The 16,939-nt window shown below is 71.5% G+C and carries 23 protein-coding genes, 1 other RNA gene and 1 pseudogene; 16 read left to right on the forward strand and 9 right to left on the reverse strand.

Annotation, left to right across the window (positions count from 1 at the left end):
- The first annotated feature begins 200 nt into the window (after positions 1-200).
- Positions 201-419: a DUF3311 domain-containing protein gene (locus tag ACZ6TI_RS39840; protein WP_465350451.1), complete on the forward strand. Its 219-nt coding sequence runs from the start codon at positions 201-203 to the stop codon at positions 417-419.
- A gap of 7 nt (positions 420-426) precedes the next feature.
- Complete coding sequence (gene mctP, locus ACZ6TI_RS39845) at positions 427-2,073, forward strand: monocarboxylate uptake permease MctP (protein ID WP_465350452.1); 1,647 nt, start codon at positions 427-429, stop codon at positions 2,071-2,073.
- A 51-nt stretch (positions 2,074-2,124) separates the two neighbouring features.
- Here the strand turns inward: mctP and ACZ6TI_RS39850 are convergent, their stop codons facing one another.
- A complete protein-coding gene (locus tag ACZ6TI_RS39850) occupies positions 2,125-2,580 on the reverse strand; it encodes a MarR family winged helix-turn-helix transcriptional regulator (RefSeq protein WP_465350453.1) in 456 nt (151 codons plus the stop codon).
- Between the two features lie 54 nt (positions 2,581-2,634).
- Here ACZ6TI_RS39850 and ACZ6TI_RS39855 point away from each other — a divergent pair, with 54 nt between their 5' ends.
- Genes ACZ6TI_RS39855 through ACZ6TI_RS39870 form a run of 4 tightly spaced genes read left to right on the forward strand, consistent with a single transcriptional unit; the run spans position 2,635 to position 4,613 of the window.
- The gene (locus ACZ6TI_RS39855) at positions 2,635-3,009 is read left to right on the forward strand and encodes a VOC family protein (protein WP_465350454.1); all 375 of its coding nucleotides are present in this window, start codon (positions 2,635-2,637) and stop codon (positions 3,007-3,009) included.
- A gap of 4 nt (positions 3,010-3,013) precedes the next feature.
- Positions 3,014-3,544, forward strand: a complete 531-nt coding sequence (locus ACZ6TI_RS39860; RefSeq protein ID WP_465350455.1) for an alpha/beta fold hydrolase — start codon at positions 3,014-3,016, stop codon at positions 3,542-3,544.
- Positions 3,541-3,993, forward strand: coding sequence for a YdeI/OmpD-associated family protein (locus ACZ6TI_RS39865; RefSeq protein WP_465350456.1), 453 nt, complete (start codon positions 3,541-3,543; stop codon positions 3,991-3,993). The genes ACZ6TI_RS39860 and ACZ6TI_RS39865 overlap by 4 nt, the downstream gene beginning before the upstream one ends.
- The gene (locus tag ACZ6TI_RS39870; RefSeq protein WP_465350457.1) at positions 3,990-4,613 is read left to right on the forward strand and encodes an HAD family hydrolase; all 624 of its coding nucleotides are present in this window, start codon (positions 3,990-3,992) and stop codon (positions 4,611-4,613) included. Before ACZ6TI_RS39865 ends, ACZ6TI_RS39870 begins: the two co-directional genes overlap by 4 nt.
- Here the strand turns inward: ACZ6TI_RS39870 and ACZ6TI_RS39875 are convergent.
- Positions 4,601-4,861: a hypothetical protein gene (locus ACZ6TI_RS39875; RefSeq protein WP_465350458.1), complete on the reverse strand. Its 261-nt coding sequence runs from the start codon at positions 4,859-4,861 to the stop codon at positions 4,601-4,603. The two genes, ACZ6TI_RS39870 and ACZ6TI_RS39875, sit on opposite strands and share 13 nt — an antisense overlap.
- A gap of 43 nt (positions 4,862-4,904) precedes the next feature.
- Positions 4,905-5,669, reverse strand: a complete 765-nt coding sequence (locus ACZ6TI_RS39880; protein ID WP_465350459.1) for a sulfite exporter TauE/SafE family protein — start codon at positions 5,667-5,669, stop codon at positions 4,905-4,907.
- Between the two features lie 75 nt (positions 5,670-5,744).
- On the opposite strand from ACZ6TI_RS39880, the gene rnpB reads away from it, so the two are divergent.
- From rnpB to ACZ6TI_RS39900, 4 genes and pseudogenes are all read left to right on the forward strand, one after another.
- Positions 5,745-6,153, forward strand: an RNA gene (rnpB, locus tag ACZ6TI_RS39885) — RNase P RNA component class A.
- A gap of 33 nt (positions 6,154-6,186) precedes the next feature.
- Positions 6,187-7,104 (forward strand): DUF5956 family protein, encoded by a 918-nt coding sequence (locus ACZ6TI_RS39890; RefSeq protein WP_465350460.1) that lies wholly within the window; start codon positions 6,187-6,189, stop codon positions 7,102-7,104.
- 29 nt (positions 7,105-7,133) lie between these two features.
- Positions 7,134-7,562, forward strand: a complete 429-nt coding sequence (locus ACZ6TI_RS39895; protein WP_465350461.1) for a GAF domain-containing protein — start codon at positions 7,134-7,136, stop codon at positions 7,560-7,562.
- Positions 7,563-7,853: 291 nt separating this feature from the next.
- A pseudogene (locus ACZ6TI_RS39900) lies at positions 7,854-8,458 on the forward strand (PP2C family protein-serine/threonine phosphatase).
- Positions 8,459-8,467: 9 nt separating this feature from the next.
- On the opposite strand, the gene ACZ6TI_RS39905 reads toward ACZ6TI_RS39900, so the two are convergent.
- Together ACZ6TI_RS39905 and ACZ6TI_RS39910 are read right to left on the reverse strand one after the other, a co-directional pair.
- On the reverse strand, positions 8,468-8,941 hold the full coding sequence (locus ACZ6TI_RS39905; RefSeq protein WP_465350462.1) for an SRPBCC family protein: 474 nt from the start codon (positions 8,939-8,941) through the stop codon (positions 8,468-8,470).
- Entirely contained in the window at positions 8,938-9,258 is a 321-nt protein-coding gene (locus ACZ6TI_RS39910; RefSeq protein WP_465350463.1) for an ArsR/SmtB family transcription factor, read from the reverse strand. The genes ACZ6TI_RS39905 and ACZ6TI_RS39910 overlap by 4 nt, the downstream gene beginning before the upstream one ends.
- A 46-nt stretch (positions 9,259-9,304) precedes the next feature.
- On the opposite strand from ACZ6TI_RS39910, the gene ACZ6TI_RS39915 reads away from it, so the two are divergent.
- Positions 9,305-9,757 (forward strand): GNAT family N-acetyltransferase, encoded by a 453-nt coding sequence (locus tag ACZ6TI_RS39915; protein ID WP_465350464.1) that lies wholly within the window; start codon positions 9,305-9,307, stop codon positions 9,755-9,757.
- Between the two features lie 146 nt (positions 9,758-9,903).
- Complete coding sequence (locus tag ACZ6TI_RS39920) at positions 9,904-10,068, forward strand: hypothetical protein (RefSeq protein WP_465350465.1); 165 nt, start codon at positions 9,904-9,906, stop codon at positions 10,066-10,068.
- Between the two features lie 159 nt (positions 10,069-10,227).
- Here the strand turns inward: ACZ6TI_RS39920 and ACZ6TI_RS39925 are convergent, their stop codons facing one another.
- Positions 10,228-10,800: a histidine phosphatase family protein gene (locus tag ACZ6TI_RS39925; RefSeq protein ID WP_465350466.1), complete on the reverse strand. Its 573-nt coding sequence runs from the start codon at positions 10,798-10,800 to the stop codon at positions 10,228-10,230.
- A gap of 163 nt (positions 10,801-10,963) precedes the next feature.
- Between ACZ6TI_RS39925 and ACZ6TI_RS39930 the strand changes: the two genes are divergently transcribed.
- Genes ACZ6TI_RS39930 through ACZ6TI_RS39940 form a run of 3 tightly spaced genes read left to right on the forward strand, consistent with a single transcriptional unit; the run spans position 10,964 to position 13,064 of the window.
- Positions 10,964-11,695 (forward strand): phytanoyl-CoA dioxygenase family protein, encoded by a 732-nt coding sequence (locus tag ACZ6TI_RS39930; protein ID WP_465350467.1) that lies wholly within the window; start codon positions 10,964-10,966, stop codon positions 11,693-11,695.
- Positions 11,614-12,099: a methyltransferase domain-containing protein gene (locus tag ACZ6TI_RS39935; protein ID WP_465350468.1), complete on the forward strand. Its 486-nt coding sequence runs from the start codon at positions 11,614-11,616 to the stop codon at positions 12,097-12,099. The genes ACZ6TI_RS39930 and ACZ6TI_RS39935 overlap by 82 nt, the downstream gene beginning before the upstream one ends.
- A 17-nt stretch (positions 12,100-12,116) precedes the next feature.
- Complete coding sequence (locus ACZ6TI_RS39940; RefSeq protein ID WP_465350469.1) at positions 12,117-13,064, forward strand: phosphotransferase; 948 nt, start codon at positions 12,117-12,119, stop codon at positions 13,062-13,064.
- Here ACZ6TI_RS39940 and ACZ6TI_RS39945 read toward each other — a convergent pair.
- Positions 13,039-13,620 (reverse strand): dihydrofolate reductase family protein, encoded by a 582-nt coding sequence (locus ACZ6TI_RS39945; protein WP_465350470.1) that lies wholly within the window; start codon positions 13,618-13,620, stop codon positions 13,039-13,041. The two genes, ACZ6TI_RS39940 and ACZ6TI_RS39945, sit on opposite strands and share 26 nt — an antisense overlap.
- 83 nt (positions 13,621-13,703) lie before the next feature.
- Here ACZ6TI_RS39945 and ACZ6TI_RS39950 point away from each other — a divergent pair, with 83 nt between their 5' ends.
- On the forward strand, positions 13,704-14,456 hold the full coding sequence (locus tag ACZ6TI_RS39950; protein WP_465350471.1) for a DinB family protein: 753 nt from the start codon (positions 13,704-13,706) through the stop codon (positions 14,454-14,456).
- Between the two features lie 9 nt (positions 14,457-14,465).
- On the opposite strand, the gene ACZ6TI_RS39955 is transcribed toward ACZ6TI_RS39950, so the two are convergent.
- On the reverse strand, positions 14,466-16,343 hold the full coding sequence (locus tag ACZ6TI_RS39955; protein ID WP_465350472.1) for an FtsX-like permease family protein: 1,878 nt from the start codon (positions 16,341-16,343) through the stop codon (positions 14,466-14,468).
- The gene (locus ACZ6TI_RS39960) at positions 16,340-16,864 is read right to left on the reverse strand and encodes a PadR family transcriptional regulator (RefSeq protein WP_465350473.1); all 525 of its coding nucleotides are present in this window, start codon (positions 16,862-16,864) and stop codon (positions 16,340-16,342) included. The genes ACZ6TI_RS39955 and ACZ6TI_RS39960 overlap by 4 nt, the downstream gene beginning before the upstream one ends.
- Positions 16,865-16,939: the final 75 nt, after the last annotated feature.

Here is a 16,939-nt window from a genome sequence, read left to right on the forward strand (position 1 = left end):
TTGGCGCGTGGCTGTACCGCGGCAGCCCGCGCAAACAGCTGGTGCTTGGCCCGCCGTATTACGGGCGGGGCTGGACCGGGGTGGCCGGCGGCCCGTTCGGCGCACCACCGGAGCCGTTCGGCGCATCGAGATCGGTTAACGGCGTCCCAAATCGTTAACCTCACGGAGATCTGACCCTCCGAGCGGGGAGGTAACGGCTGATGGCCGAACCCGAGACTTCGCCACCGCCGCGGTCCGACCGCAGCCCGTGGAACTGGTTGCTCGTCATCCCGATCGTGGTGCCCGTGCTGACCCCGATCTTCAACTTCGACTCGCCACGGCTGTGGGGATTCCCGGCCTTCTACTGGCTGCAGTTCGCGTTCATCCTGCTCGGCGTGGTCACCACGTCGATCGTCTATCAGATGACGAAGAAGCGGTGACGGCCCGATGAGCGATCACATCACCGAGATCATCGTCTTCAGCCTGCTGTTCCTGCTGGTCAGCGCGATGGGCTTCGTGGCGGCCAAGTGGCGCGCGCCGAAGGACATGGCGCATCTGGACGAGTGGGGGCTGGGCGGGCGCAGCTTCGGCGGCTGGATCACCTGGTTCCTCGTCGGCGGCGACCTCTACACCGCGTACACGTTCGTGGCGGTGCCCGCGCTGATGTTCGGCGCCGGTGCGGCCGGGTTCTTCGCCGTCCCGTACACGATCGTCATCTATCCGCTGTTCTTCCTGATCCTGATCCGGCTCTGGTCGGTCTCGCACCGGCACGGGTTCGTGACCCCGGCCGACTTCGTGCGCACCCGGTTCGACTCGCCCACGCTGGCGTTGCTGGTGGCGATCACCGGGATCGTCGCGACCATGCCGTACATCGCGCTGCAGCTGGTCGGCATCGAGGCGGTGCTCAAGACGATGGGCATGACCGGGGACAGCCTGCTGGCCCGGCACGCGCCGATCATCGTGGCGTTCGCGATCCTGGCCGCGTACACCTATCAGTCCGGCTTGCGGGCGCCGGCGCTGATCGCCTTCGTCAAGGACACGCTGATCTACATCGTGATCCTGGTCGCGGTGATCTATCTGCCCTACAAGCTGGGCGGCTGGGGCAGCATCTTCGACGCCGCCAACGACAAGTTCACGGCGTCACCCGCGCCCGGCGACGGCATCACGCTGAACGCCAACAACCAGCTGCAATACATCACGCTCGCGTTGGGCTCGGCGCTCGCGCTGTTCCTCTACCCGCACTCGATCACCGGCGTGCTGGCCAGCAAGAACCGCAACGTGATCAAGCGGAACATGTCGGCGCTGCCCGCGTACAGCTTCCTGCTCGGGCTGCTCGCGCTGCTCGGCTTCGCGGCCATCGCGGCCGGGGTCAAACCGCTGCCGGGCGCCAAGGAAGGCACGGTGGACAGCAACACCGTCGTGCCGCTGCTGTTCGACACGCAGTTCCCGAGCTGGTTCGCGGGCGTCGCCTTCGCCGCGATCGGCATCGGCGCGCTGGTGCCGGCCGCGATCATGTCGATCGCCGCGGCCAACCTCTTCACCCGCAACATCTACAAGGAGTACATCCGCAAGGACGCCACCCACGCCCAGGAAGCCGGCGTGGCGAAGATCGTGTCGCTGGTGGTGAAGGTCGGCGCGGTCGCCTGCATCATCTTCCTGGACCCGCAGTTCTCCATCGACCTGCAGCTGATCGGCGGCATCATCATCCTGCAGACCGCCCCGGCGGTGGCGCTCGGCCTGTTCACCCGGTGGCTGCACCGGGGTGCGCTGATCGCCGGCTGGGCGGTCGGCATGGCGGCGGGCTTCTGGATGCTGTGGAACATCCCGAACGCGGCGACCAAGCGTCAGCACTTCGGCGGCTCCGCCTTCGCGCTGGAGAAGCTCGGGTTCGACACACCCAGGACGATCTACGTGGGCTTCATCGCGGTGGCGCTGAACCTGCTGGTGGCGGTCGTCGTGACGTTCATCCTGCGGGCGATGAAGACGCCGGACGGCGTGGACGGGACCTCGCCGGACGACTACTTCGCCGACGAGGGCGACCCGCGACTGGAAAAGGCCCGCACCTCGACGGAGGACGTGCCGTCCTCGACCTGACCCTGCTCCCTACGGGCGCCGCGTCCCCTCGCCTCGGGGACGCGGCGTCCACTATTTCGAGTCCCGCATGTATGCCTCGAACGCCCCGGTCAGCCGCTCGAGGGTGTCCGCGAGCCCGGCCCGCTGCGCCTCGTCCCAGTCCCGCAGCACCCGGTCGTAGATCGCCCGCCGCGCCTTGCGCACATCGTTGACCTGCCGGAGACCGAGGTCGGTGGGCGCGATCACGGTGCCGCGCCCGTCGGTCGGGTCCTTGCGCCGCTCCACCAACCGGTCACCCTCCAGCGCGGTGACCTGACGGGTCACCGTCGAGCCGTCCAGGTTGAGCCGGTCGGCGAGCGCGGAGACGTTCAGGGGCCCGGCCGCCTGCAGGTGCCGCAGGATCACGTACGCCGAACGGTCCAGGGCACGATGAGGCTTGAGTTCGGTCGATCGCCGGGTCGCCTCGCCCAGCCGCATCAACATCGCGACCTGCGTTTCGATGATCCCCAGTACGTCGTCGTTCGTCACGGAAGCTTCCTACTACAGGCAGACGCTTTTGTCCCGCGCTGTTAGCCTTCTGCAGTGCATCGCAGTCGCCTGTCCACACTGTTGATCGACGTCCCGCTCGACGAGGCGGCCGCCGCGAGCACCTTCTGGGCCGCCGCGCTGGGCGTGCCGGCCACCCCGGTGCCGGGCGAGCCGCAGTTCACCGGTCTGCCCGGCGCGCTGCCCGACGTGGTGGTGGCGGTGCAGTCCGTGGACGACGAACCGCGCTACCACCTGGACATCGAGACCGACGACACGGCGGCCGAGACCGCGCGGCTGATCGCGCTCGGCGCGGTGAAACTCCGCGAGTGGGAGGGCTGCCACATCCTGCGGGTGCCCGGCGGCCAGATCATCTGCGTCATCCCGGTGCACAGCGAGGAATTCCACCGGCTCGCACACACCTGGGAGTGAGCGCATGGCCGACGCGATCGTGATCCCCGGCGGCAACTTCGGGCCCGGCGCCGGGATGCTGATGTATGCCGGAGACGTTCTCGAGCGCCGCGGCGCGACCGTGCATCGGCACCACTGGTCGCGGCCGGCGTCGTTCGCGTTCTCGCCCGCGATCGAGGCCTGGGTGTGCGCCGAGATCACGCCCCTGCTCGACGCCGTCGGCGGCCGGCCCCTGCTGATCGGCAAGTCGATGGGCACGAACGCGGCGGCGATCGCGGCCGAGCGTGAGCTGCCCGCGGTCTGGCTGACCCCGCTGCTGACGATGCCGTGGGTGGTCGCCGGCCTGGAGCGCGCGACCGCGCCGTTCCTGCTGATCGGCGGCACCGCGGACGAGGTCTGGGACGGCGCCGCGGCCCGCCGGCTCACCCCGCACGTGTTCGAGGTCGAGGAGGCCAGCCACGGCATGGCCGTCCCCGGGCCGGTGACCGGCACCGTCGAGGTGCTGGGCCGCATGGTCACCGCCATCGACGACTTCCTCTCCGAGATCAAGTGGTGACGTTCGACGCGACCCCGGTCGACGCCGGGCGCGGGCGGGTCTTCCTGCCGGTGCCCTTCGACCCCGACCAGGAGTGGGGCGCCAAATCGCGCCACCTCGTCCACGGCACCGTCGACGGCTGCCGGGTGCGCGGCGCGATCGAGACGGTCGCCGACGGCTTCGGGATGACCATCGGCGCCGGGTGGCTGCGCGACTTCCCGGTGCCGGTCGGCGACGAGGTGACCATCACGCTCGAGCCCGAGGGCCCGCAACGCGACGACCTCGCGCCGGACATCGTCGCGGCGCTCGACGCCCACCCGCGGGCGGGCGCGTTCTTCGACTCGCTCGCCCAGTTCTATCGGCGCGCCTATCTCAAGTGGATCGACGGCACCAAGCGCCGGCCGGAGCTGCGCGCCCAGCGCATCGCGGAGATGATCGAGCACCTGGAAGCGGGCCGGAAGACCCGATGAACTACCGCGGGATCCTCTTCGACGCCGGGGGCGTGCTGACCCGGCCGGCCGGTGGGCGGTGGAACCCCCGCTACGACTTCGAGGAGATCGTGCTGCGGCACCACCCCGGCATCCGGCCGGCGTTGTTCCCGGCGGCGTTCGAGGAGGGCCAGCGGGTGCTCGACGCCGGCCCGGCCACGGTGCCGCGCGCCGACTACCACCGGGCGATGTTGCGCGTGCTCGGCGTACCCTCGCCCGCGTCCTCGTTGTTGCGGGCCCTCGAAGCACCCGCCGCCGGCCCGGTGCTCGAGGCCTACCCCGACGTGCGGCCGGTCCTGGACCGCCTGCGGGACGCCGGAATCCGGATGTGTGTGGTCTCCGACGCGTGGGCCGAGCTGCCGGATCTCTTCCGCGAGCTCGACCTGGACGGATACTTCGAGGGTTTCGTGATCTCCGAGGTGCTGGGCTGCACCAAGCCGGATCCGCGGATGTACTTCGCCGGCAGCGAGATGCTCGGCCTGCAGCCGGGGGAGTGCCTGTTCGTCGACGACGACCCCGACCTGGTTGCGGCGGCGGTCCGGCTCGGCTTTCAGGGCCTGCCTCTGGTACGCCCGTCCGCCACCCTCGATCAGTTGTTCTGACCGCGCATCGCGTGGGTGTCGTAGTCGAGGCCGTAGACGCGCTTGAGATCGGTGATCGCGGTCAGCGCGGCCTTGCTGTGCGGGCTGGCGCAGGACTCGCCCTCGTCGCCCGGGACCGGTTCGAACGAGTGCAGGACGATCTTCTCGAGCAGCTCGCCGAGGGTCTCGTCGTTGAACTCGGCCAGCCCCTTCAGCACCTTGACCAGTCGCGTCTCCAGGCGGACGCCGAGTTGGACTCGATCGACCATGCTTGCCACCTCCTCTTGGTTACCTAGGGACCAAGGTAACTCGTTACAGGAAGGCGCGGTACAGCAATATCAGGCCGATCACGGTGCCGAACGTGACGATCAGTGCCTTCAGCACCTGGGACGGCAGGCGGCGGGCGAGGCGGGCGCCCGCGTACCCTCCGACGATCGTGGCGGGGGCGAGCGTGGCCGCCGCACCCCAGCTGACCTGCGCGAAGATCGCGAAGACCACGAGCGTGACGCCACCCACGGCGGCGGAGAGGACGTTCTTGAGGGCGTTGATCCGGTTGAGCGACTCGTCGAGGACGAGGGCCAGGGCGGCGACATACATGACGCCTAGGGCGGCGCCGAAGTAGCCGCCATAGACGGCGCCGATGAAGACGACCACCTGCAGGGTGATGGCGCCGCGGCGCGGGCTGAGCGCGCGCGGATGCCCGACCAGGCCGCGGAGCCGGTCCTGGAAGAACAGCGCGGCGGCCGCCCCGAGCACCAGGAACGGGACGATGACCTCGAACGCGCGCGCCGGGGTGAGCAGCAGCAGAGCGCAGCCGCCGGCCGCGCCGAGAACGCTCGCCGGGAGAATCGCCAGCACACGGCGGCGTTGACCATGCAGGTCGGCCCGGCTGCCCAGGACACTGGAGACATAGCCGGGGAAGACCGAGACGGAGTTGGTGACGTTCGCCTCGACGGTCGGCAGGCCGGTCACGATCAGGCTCGGGAAGGTGATGAGCGAGCCGCCGCCGGCCAGCGCGTTGATCCCGCCGGCGAGGATGCCGGCGGCGATGAGCAGGAGAATGTGTCCGAGATCCATAGCTGGCTTGAATCTACGGCCCCGCTCTGCCCGCCCGCTCCGCAAGGGGGCCGCGTAGGATTGACGGGCGACGGACGAGTCGGCTGGGTGGTCGCGTCGGCACCCGCACGGGGTGTCGCCGAGGAACGTCCGGACTCCACAGAGCAGGGTGGTTGTTAACGGCAACCCGGGGTGACCCGCGGGACAGTGCCACAGAGAAGAGACCGCCGGCGCCAGGTGCGCCGGTAAGGGTGAAACGGTGAGGTAAGAGCTCACCAGCATCCCGGGCGACCGGGATGGCTAGGTAAACCCCACCCGGAGCAAGGCCAAGCAAGGCCGCCGCCGCGCAAGTGGTGGTGGCCGGCGCAGGCGTTCGAGGGCTGCTCGCCCGAGCCTGCGGGTAGGCCGCAAGAGCCTGTCGGCAACGGCAGGCCGAGATGGATGATCGCCGATGGCGTCCTCCGGGACGCCGGGACAGAATCCGGCGTACAGGCCGACTCGTCCGTCGCCCTGGGTCGATGCGTGGTGTGCTGGGGGCATGAGCAATGCCTGGGATGCCGCCGGTCTGCTGCCTCTGTCGCCGCCGGTGGACATGGATGACGGCGATGTCCTGGTGACCGAGCGGGGCACGTACTGGGAATGTGGCTTTTCTGATTGGCATCTGATGCTCGGCTGGTTCGCCGGGACCGGGACTCTCCTGCGCTACCCGGACGAGCGCGTGCACTGGTGGCAGGTCCGGGAGACCGAACCGGACGGCGATCGGCGGATCTCCGGGCGCCGGGTCACGGATGAGGAGCGGCGCGCGGCCGACGACGAGATCAATGAGCTCCTGGCGATGCGTGGCATCCCGGAACGGCCGAGCGGGTTCCGCTGGTTTCAGCTGGTGCCGCCGGGTGGGACCGGGCGGGACGTGATCGCCGCCTTCTTCCGGGTGCAGGGCGAACTGCCCATGAGCCACGACGTGGTCCGGGAGACCGCATATGCGCGAGCCGCCGTCGAGGAGTTGTACGGGCTGCCGGTCACGCCGCCGCCGCCGATTCCGCCGGAGGCCTGGGCGCCCGAACCCGAGGATCCCGAGCTCACCGAGCTGCAACGTACCGAGGACGCGCGCGCGGCCGAGGTCATGACCGGCCCGATCGGCGCGGTGCCCCTGCTGGGGTGCCGGGATCTGCGGCGAACGATCCGGTTCTACGCGGCGCTCGGCTTCGAGGCCCAAGAGCTGCCCGGGTACGTCGTCCTGCGCGACGGCGACACCGAATTGCACATCTCCCGCCACAGTGGCGTCACCCCCGGCGCCTGCCTGATCCGGGTCCCGGACGCGGCGGCGCTGTGGCACCGGCTGCGGGATCGCGGCCAGGACCGGCTCGGAGCGCTTGACGAAAGCAACCCCGATATGGTCGATTTCCTCCTGCGCGACCCGGACAGCAACCATCTGAGGTTCGTCAGCGGACGCTGAGCCGGTCACAATGACGACGTGACTGCCCGGTGATCGTCTCCGCCAACGTGCCGCCGCAGGTCTACGACCCGGACCGGCTGGCCGCGGTGCGACGCACCCATCTGCTCGACACCGGCCCGGAAGAGGACTTCGACCGGCTGACCCGGCTCGCCGCGACCCTGCTGGACACTCCGTTCGCGTTCGTCACCGTCGTGGACGACACCCGCTCGTTCTGGAAGAGCGGCATCGGGGTGCGCGGCGGCGACCGGCAGAACACCGTCCAGCAGTCGTTCTGCCAATACGTCATCGGCTCCGGCGCGGCCCTGATCGTGACCGACGCCAGGGCCGATCCACGCACCCGGGACAACCCGTCGATCGAGCTGATGGGCATCGCCGCCTGGGCCGGCTTCCCGGTCCGCTCTCCGGACGGTCAGGTGCTCGGCACGTTCTGCGCCGTCGACACCATCGTCCGGCAGTAGACCCCGTACGACCTCGAAGTCCTGGAGACCCTGTCCCAGGCCGCGGCCGGCGAGATCGCCCTGCGGGATGCCGTCGACGACGCCCGGGCCGCGACCGCCCGCGCCGAAACCGCGATCGTGGTGGCGGAACACGCGACCGCCCGCGCCGAGCAGCTCGCCGAGACACTGCAGCAGAGCCTGCTGCCGCCGCACCTGCCCGAGATCCCCGGCGCCGAGGTGGCCGTGCGATACCACCGGGCGGCGATCGGCGAGGCCGACGTCTACGGCGACTTCTACGACGTGCTTCCCTCCGTGCGCGACACCTGGGCCGTCGTCGTCGGCGACGTCTCCGGCAAGGGACCGCAGGCAGCGAAAGCGACCGCGCTGGCCCGGTACACCCTGCGGGCCGCGGCGGTCCGGTGCGCCACCCCAGCACCAACCTGGCCACCCTGAACGCCGCACTGCTCGCCTGGCACACCGAGGACCGGCGGTTCCTCACCGCCGTCTACGCCACCCTGCGTCCGCACCCGCAGGGCATCAGTGTGCGGGTCAGCCTGGGCGGCCACGATCCCGCGCTGATCCGCCGCGCCGACGGCCGGGTCCGCAAGCTCGGCCGGCACGGCCTGCTGCTCGGCTGGCGACCCGACCTCAACCTCCGGGATCAGCGCGCGATCCTGCAGCCGGGCGACAGCCTCGTCATGTTCACCGACGGCGTTACCGAGGGCCGCCGGGCCGGCGACCGCGACCTGTTCGGGCCCGAACGGCTCGAACAGGTCATCGCCGACGCCCGGGCCGACTCAGCCGACCGGCTCGCCGCCGCCATCGACGACGCCGTCATGGCCTTCACCGGCGGCCGGGTCGACGACGACACCGCCGTGGTCACCGTCCACGTCCCGGTCACCCGTTCGCCGGCCTGATCGGCGTCGTCAGTGGTCGTCGCCGAACAGCGCCGCGTAACGGTCCAGGTAGAGCGGCCAGCCCTCGTCGTGGGCGACTCCGTCGCGCAGCGATTCCCAGCCGGGGCCGTGCCGGTCGATGTGCCGGTGCTCGAGCTCGACCCGGGTGCGGTCCGGGGATTCGGCGGTGAAGGTCACCTCGACCTCGCTGGTCAGCTCGGGATCGGTCTCGACCTGCCAGGTGGGCCCGATGTCCCAGCTGAACACCACCCGGCGCGGCGGGTCGTACGCCAGGATCCGCGCCCAGCGGCACTCGCTGCCGTCGGTCCCGCGGTCGTAGATGTTGCCGCCGACCTTGGGCTCGAACACAGTTTCCGCGATCGGTACGCCGAGGAGGTTGTGCTCGGCCGGCTTGATGTCGCCGAAGCGATCGGTGAACACGGTGAACGCCCGCTCGATCGGCGCCTGCACCACCAGCTGCCGACGCACCACGGTCTCGGTCATGAATTCTCCTCGGTCTGTTCCACGATGTCCTGATAGGCGTCCAGCGCCCGGTTCCAGAAGGTCTCCAGCTGGTCCCGGAGCGCGGCGATCCCGGCCGGGTTGAGCCGGTAGACCCGGCGGGTGCCGATCGCCTGGTCGGTGACGAGACCGGCGTCCTTGAGCACCTTGAGGTGCTGCGACACCGCCGGCCGGCTGATCGGCAACTCGTTCGCCAGCTCGCCGACGGCCCGGGGTCGGTCCGCCAGGCACTGCACGATGGCGAGCCGGCTGGGATCGCCCAGAGCCTCCCAGCCCTCCGCCGCTTGGTAAGTCGCCACGAACGGAAAGCTACGACTTACCGACGGAATGCGCAAGACTGTTCGGATGACTGTGCTGGTGCGGCTGCTCGCCGACGTACCGGAACTCATCGAGCCGATCGGCCGGATGCGGTTCGCCGAGTGGGGCCGCGGCGACGACGTCGACGAGTGGATCTCCACCACCGCGCGCGAGGCCGGTCGCGACGGCCTGCCGGTGACCTGGGTGGCGCTCGACGAACTCGGTGCGGCCCTCGGGGCGGTGGCGCTCGGGTCGAGCGATGTGCCCGGCCGCCCCGAGCTGGTGCCCTGCGTCTGGGGCATGGTGGTGCGCGCCGACCTGCGCCGGCAGGGCGTCGGACGGCTCCTGCTCCAAAGGCTCGAAAGTCACGCCGCGGAGCACGGATATCCGGCGGTCTGGGTCTTCACCGGACCGCCGGCGGTCGGCTACTACGAACAGTGCGGCTGGCGGCGAGCGGAAGAACTTCCCACGGGCACCCTGCTCCGCAGGCCGACGGCCTAGTGCGTCCATGGGAGATCAGAACCCACGGTCACGGGCGTCAACCACTTGGCCCTCACCGTCACCGATCTCGAGGTCCTCGGTCTGCTGGCGGTGCTCGACTTCGGCTACGGCCGGGTGTGCATGGACGGCATCCCGAGGGCAGCGGCGTGCCGTTCAGCGAACTTAACACCGGGTTGGATCACATCGGTCTGACGGCCGCCGACCGCGACGAACTGGTGGCGTGGGAGCAGCGGCTCCGGGAAATGGGCCTCACCCACACGCCCATTCACTGCATCTCATTCTTCGTGCGCGCCTACCTCACCCCGCTGTAGGCGCGGGCCCCGCGCGCGCTCGCCGCCATGGTCCCGGCTAAGGCGCCGCCACCTCCCCCACCCAGGCACTGGGTGGGCGGTGAAAGTAGCCCGGCGATATGACATTTTCTTCCGGCTGTCCACAGACTCGCGGTCCGGCCCGCTACCCGCGAACGCGGTTCAGCGCCGCCGCCGCTCGTCGGCCGTCGCGCTCGCCAGCAGGTATTCCCAGCCTTGGGGCCGCCACTCGAACTCGGCCGCCGTGGCCAGCTCCTCGATGCTCACGCCGTTGACCACGTGCTCGAGTGCTCGCTGCGTGGCGCCGTGCCCGATCAGCATCACTCGCTTGCCGTCCCACTGGGTCGGCAGCTCGCGGATCATCTCGGCGGTGCGGGCGATCGCCTGGCGGCGGCTTTCGCCCATCGGGTACGGATGGTCCACGAACGCCGCGCGGTCCGGCGGGAACTCCGCCGCCGGACGGCCGTTGTGCTCGCCGAAGTTGGTTTCGCGCAGCCGCCAGTCGTACCGGATCGGGATGCCGCTCTCGCCGAACGCGATCTCCGCGGTCTCCACCGAGCGCCGCAGATCCGAGCTGAACACCACGGCGATCCCGTCGTCGCGCCGCCGGCGGCCCATCTCGGCGGCGTTGATCCGGCCCTGCGCGCTGAGCCGGCCGGGCAGCCAGCCGGTGGTGAAACCCCGCTCGTTGTCCTCGGTCAGCGCATGCGTCTCGAACACGATCGCGACAGCCATCGCCCGAGCGTAAAGTGTGCCGCAGAGACCTGCTTCGGGCAGTGATCGTCTTCTTCGACGCACCCGGAGCCAGGGCGCCGATCGGCCATGCGTGGCCGACGGCGTGCTGGTTCCCGGTGCGTTCCTCGTTTCCGGGACGGTCACCGAGCGAGGGGAGTCACCCATGTCGGACTTCGACCGGACCGGGCTCGTGCGGTTGCCCGGCGCCGTCGCACCCGCGGACGCCGCCGCGATCGTCGACCGGATCTGGGGGCATCTGGCGGTCAGCGCCGGGGTGGTCCGGGACCGGCCGGAGACCTGGATCGCCGGGCAGCCGACCGGGCTGCGGGCGATCACCGCGACGCCGGAGTTCCGGGCGCTGGGCAGTCCGGCGATCCGGGCCGCCGCCGATGAGCTGCTCGGCGCCGGGCGGTGGCGGGAGCCCCGCCGGTGGGGGCGGCCGCTGGTGACGTTCCCTTCGGGAAACCCCGGCTGGGCGGTGCCGCGAGGCAGTGCCTGGCACAACGACTTCGTGCCCACTCAGGCTCTTCCCGGCGTACGCGGGATCCAGCTGTTTGTGATCTTGAAAGATCTCGAGCCGCGCGGCGGTGGCACCCTCGTGCTCACCGGCTCCCACCACCTGGTCGGGCGCTATCTCGCCGGATCCGGTGGCGATCCGCATCCGCGCCGGCTGCGCACGTTGCTCGCGGCCGATCCGTGGCTGCGCGACCTGCTGGGCACCGACGTTCCGATCGCCGGCCACGCTACCGTCGGTGGCGTGGAACTGCGGATCGTCGAGCTGACCGGGCGGGCCGGCGACGCGTTCGTGATGCATTGCGACACGTTCCACGCGATCGCGCCGAACTGTCGCGACGAGCCGCGGATGATGGCGACCAACCTGCTGGTCCGCGGCTGATGTCGCTCTCGCCGCGCCTGGCCGCGATCGTGGCGGCGCTGCCGTTGCGTCCGGATCTGCGGGTGCTGGAGATCGGTTGCGGGCCGGGGGCGGCCGCGCGGGCCGTGGCGGCGCGCCTCACCACCGGGCACATCCTGGGGATCGACCGGTCGGCCGCGGCCATCGCGCAGGCGGAAGCGGCCTCCGCGGCGGAGATCGCGGCCGGGCGGCTGAGCTTCCGCCGGGTCGCGGCCGAGGAGTTCACCACCGAGGTCCCGTTCGACCTGGTGTTCGCCGTGCGCGTCGGTGCCCTCGACGGCCGGCACCCGGCCGTCGGTGAGCTGATGCTGCGGCGCATCGCGGCGGCTACCACGGCCCGGGCCCGGCTCTTCGTCGACGGAATTGACCGGCCCATCCCGCGCTGAACCCCTATCGTGGCCCGGTGTTCACCCCTCCCGGCGACCTGGCCGCATCGGATCTGATCGCGGCGCTGGCGGCGGGCTGGTCGCTGCGCGCGGTGACGCTGGACTATCGGCCGGTCGGGTTCGGCAGCCACCACTGGCAGGTGACCGACTCCGCCGGTGCGGGCTGGTTCGTGACCGTCGACGATCTGCGTACCCGACGGGTCACCGGCGATGAGCCGCTCACCGCGGGCTTCCGGCGCCGGCGCGCGGCCCTCGCCGCGGCGCTGGCCCTGCGCGCCGCCGGTCGGGACTTCGTGCTGGCGCCACGGCCGGCCGGCGACGGCGAGCCGCTGACCATGCTCGCTGAGGCCTTCACCGTGGAGGTCTATCCGCTGGTGGCCGGCCTTGACTTCGACGCGGAGAGCCCGGAGTTCCGCGACGCGATCCTCGGCCTGCTGATCGCCGTGCACACCGCGCCGCCGGGCGTCGCCCTTGCCGACGACTACGCCATCCCGGCGCGCGCCGCCATCTGGGAACCGCTCGGCGCGGGCCCTTACGCGCACCGGGCGGCGGACCTGCGCGACGCCGCCGCCGATGGCCTTCGCCGGGCGCTGAAACGCTATGCCGAGCTGGTCGCTGCGGCCCGATCGGACCCGCGCGGCCCGGTGTTGACCCACGGCGAGCCGCACGCCGGCAACGTGCTGCGCACCGCGGACGGCTGGCTGCTGATCGACTGGGACACCGCGCGGGTGGCGCCGCCGGAACGCGACCTGTGGGACCTGGCGGCCGCGCACGACGCCTACACCGCGGCGACCGGCACCGTGCTGCGCCGCGACATCCTCGACCTCTATCGGCTGCGCTGGGACCTCAGCGAGATCGCGCAGGGCCTGGCGCACTTCCGCGAGCCGCACGGCACGAGCGCGGACGACGAGGAGACCTGGGCCAACCTCGCGGAGTCGGTCAGGAACGTGCGTACCGCAGGATGATCGCGCCCGTCGCGGAGACCTCGCTGCCCAGCAGGGTGAGTCCGGCCGGCGCGACGCCGTCGGGGAACATCCGCTTGCCGCTGCCGAGCACCACCGGGAAGACCAGCAGCGTGTAGCGGTCGATCAGATCCGCCTCGATCAGCGTGCGCAGCAGCCCGCCGCTGCCGAACACCACGATGTCGCCGCCCGGCTGCGCCTTGAGCCGGGTGATCTCGGCGACCGGGTCGTCGCCGAGAATCCGGCTGTTCTCCCAGTCGGCACTGGTCAGCGTGGTCGAGGCGACGTATTTGGGCATCCGGTTGAGGGCGGCGACGGCCGGCTCGCTCTGGTCGGCCACCGACCAGGTGGCGGCGAACACCTGATAGGTCTTGCGCCCGAGGAGCAGGGCGCCGGCGCCGTTGGTGGCCTCGCTCATCACCCGCCCGATCACGTCGTCCATGGCCGACGTGACCCAGCCGCCCTGCGCGAAGCCGCCCTCGCGGTCCTCGTCAGCCGACAGCGGCGACTGGATGACCCCGTCCACCGACACGAAGTTGACCACCACGACGTCCGCCATCCGCCCATGGTGGCATGGGGTCGGTGCCCCCGCGCGCCCGCTCGGACCTGGCGTTGCGGCCCGCAGCCTGCCAGGTTGGTGTGATGAAGATCTTCAACCGGTCCGACGATCTGCGGGGTGCGCGGTTCACCGACGCGGATCTCGGTGGCGCCAGGTTCGTCCGGTCCGATCTGTCCGGCGCGGTGCTGCGCGAGGCCCAGGTCGACGGCGCGGACATCGACGCGCCGTGGCTGTCCGGCCCCCTGCTCGTCAACGGCGTGGACGTGGCGCCGCTGGTCGAGACCGAGCTCAATCGCCGCTTTCCCGGCCGCGCGGAGCGGTGGGCCGGGGATCCGGAGGGTCTGCGCGCGGCCTGGGCCGCGGTGGAGCGCACCTGGGCGGCCACGTTGGAACGCGTGCCGGCCGGCGCGGTGGACGTGTCGGTGGACGGCGAGTGGTCGTTCGCGCAGACGCTGCGGCACCTGGTGCTCGCCACGGACACCTGGCTCGGCCGGGCGATCCTGGAGCGGGAGCAGCCGTACCATCCGCTCGGCCTGGCGAACGCCGGCGCCGCGGACGACGGCCTGGACATGTCGATCTTCGTGACGGAGGCGCCGTCGTTTGCGGACGTGCTCGAGGTGCGGGCCGGCCGGATCGCCATGGTGCGCGACTTCCTGGCCACGGTGACCGCCGAGGAGCTTGCCGCGCAACGCCGGAACCCGTGGGCTCCGGCCTATCCGGAGACCACGCTGAGCTGCCTGCACGTCATCCTCGAAGAGGAGTGGGAACACCACCGCTACGCGGTCCGCGACCTCGCGATCATCGAGCGGCGCGCCGACCCGGACGCGCAGGGGTAGCCGGCCGTCTCACTCGAAGCGGAGGGCGGTGGCGCCGGTCGCGGTGGCCGTCAGCGGCGCCGCGAGCAGGGGGACGGCCAGGGCGGCCAGGAGGCCCGCGGTCAGGCTGAACAGGAAGGCCGCCTCCGGCAGCACCCAGTCGGCGCGCGGCACCGTCAGCGCCGCGACCGTCATGGCCACCGCGAAGCTGCCCACCGCCGTCGCCACCAGGGGGACACCCGTCTCGACCAGCGTCACGGCGCGCAGCGTCGACAGGCGCATCCCGGACGCGCGCAGCACCGCGAACGAGCGCCGCCGGTCCAGCACCCCACCGGCCACCGAGACCGTCAGGCTGCACGCCGCCACCAGCAGCACGAAGACCATCGCCAGGCGCAGGCCCGCCGCCCAGCCGGACGAGGCGCTCCCCGGCGCCAGGTCACGGCCGGTGCGGGCGACCGCGTCCGGATCCGCCAGCGCCACCCGGGTGCGGATCCGTTCCTCGGTGGAGCGTGTCCCGTCGGTGGGCACGCGGAGGGTCTGCGCCGGGCAGCCCGTGACGACCAGCGCCGCGCAGACCGTGGGCGTGGCCGGGGTGATCTCGACGACCGACGCGATCGGCGCCGGTGGTGGGCGATCGCCGGCGGCGATGATGTTCACGATGGTCGCGGCGAAGACCGCCAGCGCCACGCCGCTCACCGCACGGAAGGCCGCATAGGGGTCGGCGGCGATGTGCCGGGCCGCGATCAGCGTGGTCGCGCGCCGGCTGATCCGGGCAAGCCCGCGCGCCGCCGCCAGGCACACCCACGGCCCGGCCAGCACCAGGCCGCTCAGCAGCAGGACCAGCGCGACGATGACGAGCGGGCCGGACGCGCGGCCGTCGGCCACCAGCACGGCGGCCACGCCCATGCCCAGCGGGGCCAGCCGCCAGGTCGCCGGCGGGCGGGACGGGGCGCGGCCGCGTACCCCGAGGGGGGTGATCTGGATCCTGAGCAGCGCCACGATCGTGGTGGCCGTGGCGATCAGCGGGAGTCCGATGAGGACGACGGGCGTCCAGGGGGTGAGCAAAGGGACGTCGGCCGATGGGAACGGGAGGCCTTCGTAGGTGAAATGGCGGGCGGCCGACGGGCGCAGCGCGGTAAAGGCGGCGAAGCCCAGCAATGCGCCCGCGACCGCGCCGAGCAACGTCTCCACGCCGGCCAGCGCGGCGGTCTGGCGGCGGCTCGCACCGGCCAGCCGCATGGTCGCGAATCGCTGGTCGTGCCGCGCCGCGCCGATCCGGGCGACCATCGCGACGAACACCAGCACCGGCCCGGCCAGCAGGATCGCCAGCAGCGCGACCGTCACGCCGAGCAGGTTGCCGAGGTCCTTCGGCTCGCCCGGCCGCTCGAAACCGCTGATCCGCACGACGCCGCGGGTGGCTCGCATCTCGGCCGGAGTGCGGCCCGCGATGCCGACCAGCTCCTCGGGAGAGACCAGGCCCTCGGGGCCGATCGTGCCGATCACCCGGCCGGGGAAGCGCTCGCGGAGCTGATCGGCGGGGACCGTGCGGAAGAGCTTGGCGAGGGCGGGGGAGACGAGCAGTTCGCCGGGCGCGGGCAGGCGTTCGACCCCCGGCGGGGTGGGTGGTCGCGGTCCCAGAGGCGCGATGTGTACGCGGATCAGATTGCGCCCCGCCCACCGATCGGTGACGGCCGTCCACAATGCCGCGTCGGGCGCCGTGGCCGGCGTCGAAGCATCGGTGCGATGCCACGAGTAACGGTCGATGCGCCCCTGCAACGCGGGCATCACGGTCAGCGCGAACAACGACAGCACCACGCTCGCCGCCACCCCGCCCGCGATCAGCGTGAGCCGCACGCGGACCGCGCGCCCGCCGGCCATCGCCAGCCGCAGCCCCAACCGGACCGTCATGACCGCAACTCCGCGGCCAGCGACTCCAGCCGGGCGGCGGCGTGATCGATCCAGCGCAGGTCGGCCTCCAGGTGGAAGAGTCGATGGTCGGCGAGCAGCAGGTCGGGCAGCGCGGTGTCCCGCTTGGCCGCGGTGAGCGCGCGCATCGCAGTCAGGTGGCGCTCGCGCTGCGCGTCCAGGAACGCCCGCGCCGGCCGGCCGGAGAGCAGCGCCAGCACCACCTTCGTATAGAGCACCGGCGGCAGCCCGGCTTCGGGCTCCTCGGTAGTGGACAGCCAGGTCTCCAGGTCGTCGACGCCGTCGGCGGTGATCGCATAACGCTTGCGCTCGGGGCCGGCGCCGGGCTCGACGCCGGCGACCTGCACCCGGCCGTCCCGCTCCAACTGGGCGAGCACCCGGTAGACCTGGCCGAACCGCACCGGGCGGTCGGCGCCGAATCGCCGGTCATAGGACTGCTTCAGGTCGTAACCGTGCCGGTCGGTGCCCTCGAGCAAGCCGAGCAGCGCGTAGGAGACTGCCATGCGCCGGACTATACCCACCGGGTATACCCAAAGGGAATAGTGCTTGCCGGAGATTGACACACTCGACTCCGACGA

This window comes from Actinoplanes sp. NPDC051388, from assembly GCF_055586225.1.

What these genes read in the sequence shown, in the direction of transcription:
- ACZ6TI_RS39840 (WP_465350451.1), top strand. Translation starts at nt 201, where the DNA reads ATGGCCGAACCCGAGACTTCGCCACCGCCGCGGTCCGACCGCAGCCCG.
- mctP (WP_465350452.1), top strand. Translation starts at nt 427, where the DNA reads ATGAGCGATCACATCACCGAGATCATCGTCTTCAGCCTGCTGTTCCTG.
- ACZ6TI_RS39860 (WP_465350455.1), top strand. Translation starts at nt 3,014, where the DNA reads ATGGCCGACGCGATCGTGATCCCCGGCGGCAACTTCGGGCCCGGCGCC.
- ACZ6TI_RS39870 (WP_465350457.1), top strand. Translation starts at nt 3,990, where the DNA reads ATGAACTACCGCGGGATCCTCTTCGACGCCGGGGGCGTGCTGACCCGG.
- ACZ6TI_RS39875 (WP_465350458.1), bottom strand. Translation starts at nt 4,861, where the DNA reads ATGGTCGATCGAGTCCAACTCGGCGTCCGCCTGGAGACGCGACTGGTC.
- ACZ6TI_RS39880 (WP_465350459.1), bottom strand. Translation starts at nt 5,669, where the DNA reads ATGGATCTCGGACACATTCTCCTGCTCATCGCCGCCGGCATCCTCGCC.
- ACZ6TI_RS39890 (WP_465350460.1), top strand. Translation starts at nt 6,187, where the DNA reads ATGAGCAATGCCTGGGATGCCGCCGGTCTGCTGCCTCTGTCGCCGCCG.
- ACZ6TI_RS39905 (WP_465350462.1), bottom strand. Translation starts at nt 8,941, where the DNA reads ATGACCGAGACCGTGGTGCGTCGGCAGCTGGTGGTGCAGGCGCCGATC.
- ACZ6TI_RS39915 (WP_465350464.1), top strand. Translation starts at nt 9,305, where the DNA reads ATGACTGTGCTGGTGCGGCTGCTCGCCGACGTACCGGAACTCATCGAG.
- ACZ6TI_RS39925 (WP_465350466.1), bottom strand. Translation starts at nt 10,800, where the DNA reads ATGGCTGTCGCGATCGTGTTCGAGACGCATGCGCTGACCGAGGACAAC.
- ACZ6TI_RS39930 (WP_465350467.1), top strand. Translation starts at nt 10,964, where the DNA reads ATGTCGGACTTCGACCGGACCGGGCTCGTGCGGTTGCCCGGCGCCGTC.
- ACZ6TI_RS39945 (WP_465350470.1), bottom strand. Translation starts at nt 13,620, where the DNA reads ATGGCGGACGTCGTGGTGGTCAACTTCGTGTCGGTGGACGGGGTCATC.
- ACZ6TI_RS39950 (WP_465350471.1), top strand. Translation starts at nt 13,704, where the DNA reads ATGAAGATCTTCAACCGGTCCGACGATCTGCGGGGTGCGCGGTTCACC.
- ACZ6TI_RS39955 (WP_465350472.1), bottom strand. Translation starts at nt 16,343, where the DNA reads ATGACGGTCCGGTTGGGGCTGCGGCTGGCGATGGCCGGCGGGCGCGCG.
- ACZ6TI_RS39960 (WP_465350473.1), bottom strand. Translation starts at nt 16,864, where the DNA reads ATGGCAGTCTCCTACGCGCTGCTCGGCTTGCTCGAGGGCACCGACCGG.